Raw genomic sequence first — 8,951 nt, 5'->3', positions numbered from 1 at the left:
CTTCAGCCTCCGAAGCACAGGACGTGCAAGTGCAGGTGTTGCGACAGGACGTCGCGCACTTAACCTGCCTCGCGGAAACCCCACCGCTGCGGGGTCTTCAGACACGTGCTTTTCCCACAGGAGTCGACTGCCCTCCGGCTTCAATCAACCATTATGATAGCAGTATCAAACTGTGCAGACCGTTTACTAGCACAGCCAGCGAAGGAAATACACGGAGACTCCTGTGGGAGGAAAGGCCTCGGTGAGACCACGCAGTGCGTAGCACAAGGGGGCTCAACAGCCGCCCACGGAAAGCGTAGTGTATTTCCGTAGTAGGACTGTTGCTATTTGAACTTTACTACACAGTTTATGGATTCTGGGGATAAAGTTTGGAACATTAATCTGTTGATTATTAGTTTTTAAAAAAAGAAAAAGAAGAATTTACTTGAGGGAGATTGAAAGGTGAAAATCGGTTATCGTACGATTAAAACGGCAATTGCTACACCAATTGCAATTACTATAGCACAATTATTTAATGTAACTAATGTTGCCTCAGCAGGAATATTAACAATTTTGTGTATCCAACCTTCTAGAAAAAAATCTGTTGAAAGTGCTTGGCACCGTTTTATCGCATGTATTTTAGCAATCATATTTTCTGTTGTTTTTTTTGAATTATTTAGTTACTCACCGATTATACTTGGTGTGTTGCTTGCAGTTTTTATCCCAACAACCGTTTTACTCAAAATAGAAAAAGGAATAATGACAAGTACGGTTATAACCCTTAATTTGTATGCTTTCGGAACGATTAAAATCGATTTTTTAATCGATCAATTTTTATTAATTGTTATCGGTATTGGTACTGGACTGCTTGTTAATTTATATATGCCGAGCTTAGATAAGCAGTTAAAAGCAAAGCAAAAAGAGTTAGAAAACAATTTTAAAATAATCTTACTTGAAATCGCCCTTTATATCCGGGAGAAAAATATGGATTGGGACGGAAAAGAAATAACCAAAGTAGAAGAAATTTTAATTGAAGCCGAGGAATTAGTGGAGCGGGACAGAGAAAATCATTTATTACGTGACGATCATTCGTTTGAAAGTTATTTTATAATGCGAAAAAAACAATTTGATTTACTACAGCAAATGCTACCGCTTGTTACACGACTACCAAAAAGAGATGACATATCGGAACGTATTGCGGACTTTTTTGAAAAATTAAGTGAAGCAGTACATCCAGGTAATACAGCTGTTTTATTTTTGGATGAATTGAAGGATATTAAAAATGAATTTAAAAAAGAGGAGTTACCAGCAACACAAGATGAATTTGAAACAAGAGCAAGCCTTTTTCAGCTACTTTATGATATTGAAGAATACTTAACATTAAAAAGTAAATTTAAAAAACCTGAAGAAGTAAACCTAAAAAATGAAAAGAAGACAGGAAAACAGCAATGAAGCATCCAGTCTTCTAAAAAATTTATTTATAATAGTGCTAAACCACTTAAACCTGCTGTAAGTAGAGATAAAAGCATGGCAAGAACCATTAAATAGATGAAAAATTTCATTCGTCGCTCACGTTTCGATTTTCTTCTAGGTGCCTGATTTTGTTTTTTCGCCACCGTTAAACCCCCTTTAGAGCAATTTCTATTATATAGTTTATCGTTAAATGTTAAAATGGACAAGTATATAATAATTTTGCATACCAATAGAAGGGGGAAAAAAATTGGAACTGAAAAATGGTACTTTTACAGCTCCAGAAAAAATAGCTCATATTGGAATTGCTGTACATAATATAGAGGATTCACTATCATTTTATAAAGATTTATTAGGGTTAACATTAGAAAATATTGAAGAGGTTGAATCAGAACAAGTTAAAGTAGCGTTCTTAAAAATTGGAGAATCAAGAATTGAATTACTTGAGCCGATCAGTCAAGAATCACCAATTGCCAAATTTTTAGAAAAAAAAGGGGAAGGAATTCATCATATCGCCCTTGAAGTTAATGATATTGAAAAGCGTTTACATCAATTGAAGACAGAAGGTATCCGATTAATAAATGAACAACCGAAAGAAGGTTCAAATAATTCACAAATCGCATTTTTACATCCAAAATCAACGAATGGTGTTTTAGTCGAATTATGCCAACATTAATGAAGGAGTGAACAAAATGGATATTTATAGTAAAATTAATGAACTTTATGATAAGAGGCGTGAAGTGGAATTAGGCGGCGGAGACGAACGAATTGAAAAACAATACGAGCGTGGAAAACAAACCGCAAGAGATAGAATAAATTATCTTCTCGATGAGGGTACTTTTGTCGAACTAAATCCATTTATGGAACACCGTACAACAGACTTCGGGATGAATAAGGTTGAAGCACATGGAGAAGGTGTCGTAACTGGATATGGGAAAATCAATGGACGCCCAGTATATTTATTTGCGCAAGACTTCACTGTTTTTGGTGGAGCGCTTGGTGAAATGCATGCAAAAAAAATTGCGAATGTCATGGATTTGGCTGCTAAAAGCGGAGTGCCGTTTATTGGGCTCAATGATTCAGGTGGAGCTAGAATTCAGGAAGGTGTTTCATCTTTAGATGGTTATGGTCAAATATTTTATCGAAATTCGATTTACTCAGGTGTCATTCCTCAAATATCCGTAATTATGGGACCAAGTGCGGGTGGCGCCGTATATTCTCCAGCAATAACTGATGTTATCATTATGGTAGAAAAAACATCTAAAATGTTTATAACTGGGCCGAAAGTTATTGAAACCGTAACTGGGGAAAAGATTTCTGCTGAGGATTTAGGTGGAGCACATGTACATAATACGAAAAGTGGAAACGCTCACTTAAGTGCTAAAACTGAAGATGAAGCACTTGATATGGTTAAATCAATTTTATCTTACTTACCGGACAATAATGAAAATAAACCACCAATAGCTGAATATGATTCCAATGATGATCATTATCGCGGTGATTTAACTGAAATCGTACCTTATGACACAACTAGACCTTATGATATTAAAAAAGTAATAAATGAAATAGTCGACCCAGATAGTTTCTTTGAATTACATAAAGATTTTGCTAAAAACATAGTTGTAGGCTTTGCTCGGCTAAAAGGACAACCCGTAGGATTAGTTTGTAACCAGCCACGTTATATGGCAGGTGGAATTGATATTGATTCCAGTGACAAAGCAGCCCGCTTTATTCGCTTCTGCGATTCATTTAATGTTCCAATTATTACATTTGAAGACGTTACAGGCTTTTTCCCAGGTATTAAACAGGAACATGGTGGAATTATTCGTCATGGAGCGAAAATCTTGTATGCATATTCAGAAGCAACCGTTCCAAAAATAACGGTAATCGTTCGAAAGGCTTTCGGAGGAGCTTATGTTGCATTAAACAGTAAATCAATTGGTGCAGATCTAGTATTTGCTTGGCCGAATGCAGAGATTGCTGTGATGGGGCCTGAGGGGGCTGCAAATATTATCTTTGCTAGAGAAATTGCGGAAAGTGACCATCCAGAACAAACTAGACAAGAAAAAATAGATGAGTATAAAGAAAAGTTTGCAAATCCATATATTGCAGCTGGACTTGGAATGGTGGATGATGTTATTGATCCGCGGGATACGAGATTAAAATTAATACAATCTTTAGATATGTTGTATGATAAGAAAGAAGAAAGACCGAAGAAGAAACATGGAAACATTCCGTTATAATTTTAGGAGGAGTCGTTACTCGTGATCAAAGTCAATCAAGAACGGTTAATTAATGAGTTTATAGATTTAGTACAAGTTGATTCTGAAACCAAATTTGAAGCAGAAATAGCAAGTGTTTTAAAACTAAAGTTTAAGACTTTAGGTATAGAAGTGATTGAAGATGATGCTAAGAATAAAACAGATCATCAAGCAAATAATTTAATTTGTAATTTAAAAGGTAATATCGATAATATGGATACAATATTTTTCACTGCTCATATGGATACCGTAACACCTGGAAAAAATATAAAGCCTTCCATTGAAAATGACTATATCGTATCAGATGGAACGACAATTCTAGGAGCAGATGATAAAGCAGGAATAGCTGTTTTATTAGAGACAATTCGTCTTTTAAATGAGAATAATTTAAAACATGGTGATATCCAGTTTGTCATCACAGTTGGTGAAGAATCAGGACTTGCTGGAGCAAAAGCATTAGATACATCGCTTTTAAATGCAAAATTCGGGTATGCTTTAGATAGCAATGGACCAGTTGGTAACATTGTTGTTGAAGCACCTTACCAATCAAAAATAAGCACTAAAGTTTACGGAAAATCAGCCCATGCAGGTGTTGCACCCGAAAAAGGCGTTTCTGCAATAACTGTTGCAGCTAAAGCAATTTCTAAAATGAATTTGGGAAGAATAGATGATGAAACAACTGCTAACATTGGTTATTTTCAAGGTGGGAAAGAAACCCAAACGAATGTTGTTTGTGACTATGTGGAAATTGTTTCCGAGGCTCGTTCTTTAAAAAAGGACAAATTATTAAAAACAGTAAATGAAATTCAAACAGCTTATGAAAGTACTGCTGAAAAATTTGGAGGTAGGACAGAAGTAGTTGTGGAAGAAATATATCCAGGATTTCAGTATAATAAAGATGATGATGTTGTTAGAATCGCTCAAAATGCTGCCGAAAAACATGGATTACCAACTGATATTTTAAAAAGTGGCGGTGGAAGTGATGCAAATATTTTTAATGGATATGGTATCCCAACTGTAAATCTGTCTGTCGGATATGAACATATCCATACAACAAAAGAACGCATCCATGTCAGTAATCTAGTTAATTTAACGAAATTAGTAATTCAAATAATCAATGATACAGCTACTTCAAAGGAAGCGTGAGCGTTTAAAGCGTCCAATTTATTTAAAAGCGAATAAAAATGGACGCTTTTTCCAATCTTTTATAGGTTTAAGGATGAATGAACATGATAAAAAAAGCAAAAGTAATTTTTCACGTTGATATGAATAGCTTTTATGCTTCAGTAGAAATGGCTTACAATCCAAAACTAAAAGGAAAACCAATAGCGATTGCGGGTAATCCCGAAGAAAGAAAAGGGATTATTGTAACGAGTAGTTATGAAGCAAGAGCAAAAGGTATTAAAACAACAATGCCACTCTGGGAAGCGAAAAAATTATGTCCCGAGCTAATTGTCATCCGTCCAAATTTTCCGAGGTACAGAGAGACTTCTACAAAAATTTTTAGGATGTTAGCAAATTTTACCCCTTTAATTGAACCGGTATCTATAGATGAAGGATATATGGATGTAACTGACCATCCAACTCATCCAATTACGCTTGCAAAATCAATCCAAAACGAATTACTGTCTGTTTTAGATATTCCATGTAGCATTGGCATTGGTCCAAATAAATTTCTAGCAAAAACCGCTTCAGATATGAAGAAGCCGTTAGGGATTACAGTCTTAAGAATTCGAGATTTACCTGAAAAACTTTGGCCATTAAAAGTTGATGATATGTATGGTGTTGGTAAAAAGACAGCTGAAAAACTGCATAAAATAAACATACAAACTATTGGAGATCTAGCAAAAGCAGATGAATACACGTTATCGCATTTGCTTGGTATTAATGGGGAAAGATTGATAAAACGTGCAAATGGCATTGATTCAAGAAAAGTAGATCCAGATGCAGTGAATGAGTTTAAAAGTATAGGAAATTCACAGACGTTACCAACAGATACAACAGATGAACTAGAAATCGAAAAACTGTTAATTCAATTGGCCACAAGAGTAGAGGAACGGTTACAACGAAGAGAAATGATGGGACAAACAGTGCAACTAATGATTCGATATAACGATCGTAAAACTGTGACAAGAAGTAGAAAACTTGCACAATACATTGATGATATGGAAACAATCGCTTCTACTGTTATCGATTTATTAAAAAAACATTGGACTAAGGAACCCATACGATTGTTAGGAGTGACAGTTCAAGATTTATTAGAGAACCAATATGTAGTTCAACAATTGGATTTGTTTACCTACGAGGATGAAGTAAAAAAACACCATATGAATAAAACAATCGAAAGTCTAAAAGAAAAATTTGGTGAGAATACGTTTAAAAAATTGAAGAGTGATAAGGAAGAAAATAATAAATTGCTTCGTACAAGTTTCCAAAAGGACTTTCTTGATGATTATCGAAAACAGTAGCTTGCTTACAACATTCTTATACCACGGTAACCATAAAAGATTGGGAAATAGCCGCAACAGATGTTTAAAATGTTACTATTATAACACACCTTATACGTAGTCGAAGGAAACTGTGCAGTAATGAAAGTTTGTAAAGCTAGTTACAAAACCGTTGATTTTCGTTCCGGGCAGTACGCTTTCCGCGGGCACGGCGGTCTGCCTCCGAAGCAGAAACCCACTGCTTCTGAGTCTTCAGACACGTGCTTTTCCCGCAGGAGTCGACTGCCCTTCACTACAATCAACTAGAACGGTGAATACTTGTATAGAACATGTATAATCCATGCACCAGCGAAGGAAATACACGGAGACTCCTGTGGGAGGAAAGGCCTCGGTGAGACCACGCAGTGCGTAGCACAAAGGGGCTCAACAGCCGCCCACGGAAAGCGTAGTGTATTTCCGTAGCGGTAAGATAATTACTGCCCCAAGTTACTGCACAGTTTATGGAAAATCAGCAACAATAGATAAGTACACAAAAAATTCCGAACTAATTCAAATTTCATTTGAAAAAATATAGTTCGGATTTCTGTATGACTAGAACATATTTGTCCTAACCTCTTGTTTTTAACAGAGTTATCTAATCTTTAAAAATTCTTTTTTACCTTTGAAACAAATTCTCACTTTACTTCATACGTAAAAAAATCATATGCTAACATTGTGTCTGGAAAAATACATTTTGCTTCTTGCAATAACTGATTTTTATCTTCTTGTTGATATCTAGAGGAAATATGGGTCAATATTAGTGTCTGTACATTTCCTTTTTTTGCAAACTCAGCTGTTTGTTCCGTCGTACAATGAAAATAGTTATTAGCTAAATCTAGTTTGGAAGCATCAAATGTAGCTTCATGGATTAACAGATTCGATCCATTTATAAACGAAGCATGTTTCGGAATATATCTTGTGTCCCCAAATATAGAGATAATTCTGCCTTTTTTAGGCTCGCCCACAACATCGTTTCTTTCGATTACTCGTCCATCTTCCAAAACTGTTTGCTCTTGTTGCTTAATTTTGCTATATATAGGACCAGGAGGGATACCTAATTCTTGTAATTTTCGTACATTCAGTTCACCAAGTTTGTCTTTTTCCTTAATACGGAATCCAAAGCTCTTAATATTATGATCCAGCAGAACACAATCAACTATGAAATCATTATCTTCAAAAACATTTCCACTCGTATCCAGTTCTACAAAATGGATTGGATAAGATAGATGAGATTGACTAATCTCCAAAGAGGTTTCAATATATTGTTTAATTCCTATTGGGCCATAAACAGTTAACGGTTCCGTCCCGCCTAAAAATGATCGGCTGCTTAACATACCTGGAAGCCCAAAGATATGATCCCCGTGTAAATGAGTAATAAAAATTTTATTTATTTTTCTCGGTTTAATAGAAGTATGTAATATTTGATGTTGTGTCGCCTCCCCACAATCAAATAACCATAATTTATTATTTTCTTGTGTAAGATCAAGCAAAATTGAGGTTACATTTCTTTCTTTAGAAGGAATGCCGGCCCCCGTACCTAAAAATGTAATTTTCATCTGAATAACTCCTTGATTTAAACTCCTGACACTGCACTGCTTAAAGTATTACCATTTTAACACAAGATGAATGATAGGGAAAACAATGTAGAGGTATAACTAGCCTTTTTATCTGTTCCATTTTGTGTGTTATAATAGATTGATAGTATGAACCATTTTTGGAGGATTTATTTATGTCAAATCAGACACCAATGATGCAACAATATTTACGAATAAAAGCCGAACACCAAGATGCATTTCTTTTTTTTCGTCTCGGTGATTTTTATGAAATGTTTTATGAAGATGCGATTAAGGCAGCGCAAGAACTTGAAATTACTTTAACAAAAAGAGACTCTGGTCAAAAAGAGCCTATACCGATGTGTGGTGTGCCTTATCATTCAGCAGAAGGATATATAAAAACTCTTGTAGATAAAGGATATAAAGTTGCTATATGTGAGCAAGTAGAAGATCCGAAAAAAGCTAAAGGTGTAGTAAAAAGGGAAGTCGTTCAATTAATCACTCCAGGTACAGTGATGGAATCTTCTATGTTACTTGAAACGGAGAGTAATTATATCGCAAGTTTATCACATTTTAAAGATGATTCTTTCGTCATTGTTTATCATGAACTGTCAACCGGAGAGTCACAAATTGTATTAGTCGAAGCAGACTTTTCTACTGTGATTCACGAGTTAGTAAATCAACAAATAAAAGAACTTGTAATTAGTTCTAAGCTACCTGAGTCTTATCGAAATCAATTAGAGAATCAATTACAAATTGTTCTTTCATATGAAGATGAGGTAAATTTTATTGGTGAATTTCGTCATTTACTTGAAAATCTTGAGGATGAACGATTTTTAAAAGCATTTAGCAGAATCTTAAATTATATCGTACATACACAAAAAAGATCGCTTCACCATTTACAAAAACCAAAAATAATAAAATTACAAAATTATGTTTCTCTTGATATGTACTCTAAGCGTAACCTTGAATTAACGGAAACAATCCGAAAAAAAGATAGGTACGGTTCTTTACTTTGGGTCCTCGATAAAACAGTTACCGCAATGGGAGCTAGAACCTTAAAAAGATGGGTAGAAAGACCCTTGACGGATAAAAAGAGAATTAATGACCGTTTACAAGTTGTTGAAGCATTAACGAATGCGTTTATCGAGCGAGATGCACTAAGAGAAGCTTTAAAAACTGTCTATGATCTTGAAAGACTT

8 protein-coding genes are annotated in these 8,951 nt (G+C 35.1%); 6 read left to right on the top strand and 2 right to left on the bottom strand.

Annotated features, from left to right (window positions below; genetic code table 11):
* Window positions 1-441 precede the first annotated feature (441 nt).
* On the top strand, window positions 442-1,431 hold the full coding sequence (locus ACPYKA_RS15520) for an aromatic acid exporter family protein (RefSeq protein WP_479543125.1): 990 nt from the start codon (window positions 442-444) through the stop codon (window positions 1,429-1,431).
* 26 nt (window positions 1,432-1,457) lie between these two features.
* On the opposite strand, the gene prli42 is transcribed toward ACPYKA_RS15520, so the two are convergent.
* Window positions 1,458-1,595: a stressosome-associated protein Prli42 gene (gene prli42, locus ACPYKA_RS15515; protein WP_479543124.1), complete on the bottom strand. Its 138-nt coding sequence runs from the start codon at window positions 1,593-1,595 to the stop codon at window positions 1,458-1,460.
* A 104-nt stretch (window positions 1,596-1,699) separates the two neighbouring features.
* Here prli42 and mce point away from each other — a divergent pair, with 104 nt between their 5' ends.
* The 4 genes from mce to ACPYKA_RS15495 all read left to right on the top strand — a co-directional run bounded on the left by mce (window position 1,700) and on the right by ACPYKA_RS15495 (window position 6,178).
* Window positions 1,700-2,125, top strand: coding sequence for a methylmalonyl-CoA epimerase (gene mce / locus ACPYKA_RS15510; RefSeq protein ID WP_479543123.1), 426 nt, complete (start codon window positions 1,700-1,702; stop codon window positions 2,123-2,125).
* Window positions 2,126-2,141: 16 nt separating this feature from the next.
* On the top strand, window positions 2,142-3,692 hold the full coding sequence (locus tag ACPYKA_RS15505) for an acyl-CoA carboxylase subunit beta (protein ID WP_479543122.1): 1,551 nt from the start codon (window positions 2,142-2,144) through the stop codon (window positions 3,690-3,692).
* Between the two features lie 21 nt (window positions 3,693-3,713).
* Window positions 3,714-4,856, top strand: a complete 1,143-nt coding sequence (locus tag ACPYKA_RS15500) for a M20/M25/M40 family metallo-hydrolase (protein ID WP_479543121.1) — start codon at window positions 3,714-3,716, stop codon at window positions 4,854-4,856.
* 83 nt (window positions 4,857-4,939) lie between these two features.
* Complete coding sequence (locus tag ACPYKA_RS15495) at window positions 4,940-6,178, top strand: DNA polymerase IV (RefSeq protein WP_479543120.1); 1,239 nt, start codon at window positions 4,940-4,942, stop codon at window positions 6,176-6,178.
* Between the two features lie 653 nt (window positions 6,179-6,831).
* Here the strand turns inward: ACPYKA_RS15495 and rnz are convergent.
* The gene (gene rnz, locus ACPYKA_RS15490; protein ID WP_479543119.1) at window positions 6,832-7,752 is read right to left on the bottom strand and encodes a ribonuclease Z; all 921 of its coding nucleotides are present in this window, start codon (window positions 7,750-7,752) and stop codon (window positions 6,832-6,834) included.
* A gap of 173 nt (window positions 7,753-7,925) precedes the next feature.
* Here rnz and ACPYKA_RS15485 point away from each other — a divergent pair.
* A partial coding sequence (locus tag ACPYKA_RS15485) for a MutS N-terminal domain-containing protein (RefSeq protein WP_479543118.1) occupies window positions 7,926-8,951 on the top strand: 1,026 nt, incomplete at its 3' end.

The organism is Pseudogracilibacillus amylolyticus (SeqCode), assembly GCF_051918545.1.
Taxonomy (GTDB): domain Bacteria; phylum Bacillota; class Bacilli; order Bacillales; family Amphibacillaceae; genus Pseudogracilibacillus.
The sequence above is the reverse complement of the archived record's forward strand: the minus strand, read 5'-3'. Positions and strand labels throughout refer to the sequence as shown.